We start from the raw sequence: 486 nt of genomic DNA, 5'->3' as shown, positions 1-486 counted from the left end.
TAGAAGAGACATTTTTAGAGAACTAGTTCCTAGCGTCTCACAACGTAAGCCAATCGACCCGGCTCACTTAAAGAAGTTACAGCAAATTTTGTTAGAAAAAAGAATAGAAAACAAAAATGAAAACAAAAAAACATCTAATAGAAATATCATATTAGGCCCTGGTGTTGAGAGATTAATATGAAGCCTTATAACATTAGGCGCCGTTATTCTAGAGACGACTATGCGTTAAGATTTATCTCAGAACCAAAAGACGGTTTTTCTAATGAAAAGAAACGCCTAAAATAACCAAACTGTGGAATATTTAAACTTTCTTAAACTATAACCTAATAAATGTGAAGAAATAATGCACAATTTCTTCACATTTATCTTCTATTCTATATACATACCAACCAACAACCCTATATACTTTTTCATTTTTACTCCTCAAGTAAAAATAACTCCTAGACCGCGGCTACCCACCGCGGTCGTTTTTTTATTCTTCGATCA

At 33.1% G+C, this 486-nt stretch carries 1 protein-coding gene; it reads left to right on the top strand.

The annotated features are described in order from the left end of the window. The coding region (locus FCS21_RS17645; RefSeq protein ID WP_222927982.1) for a hypothetical protein at window positions 1-181 on the top strand (181 nt) is incomplete at its 5' end. Between the last annotated feature and the right edge of the window lie 305 nt (window positions 182-486).

The sequence above is a fragment of the Colwellia ponticola genome (assembly GCF_005885605.1).
In the GTDB taxonomy this organism is placed as follows: Bacteria; Pseudomonadota; Gammaproteobacteria; order Enterobacterales; family Alteromonadaceae; genus Colwellia; species Colwellia ponticola.
Note: the sequence above shows the minus strand (reverse complement) of the source record. Positions and strands in the feature narration are given on the sequence as shown.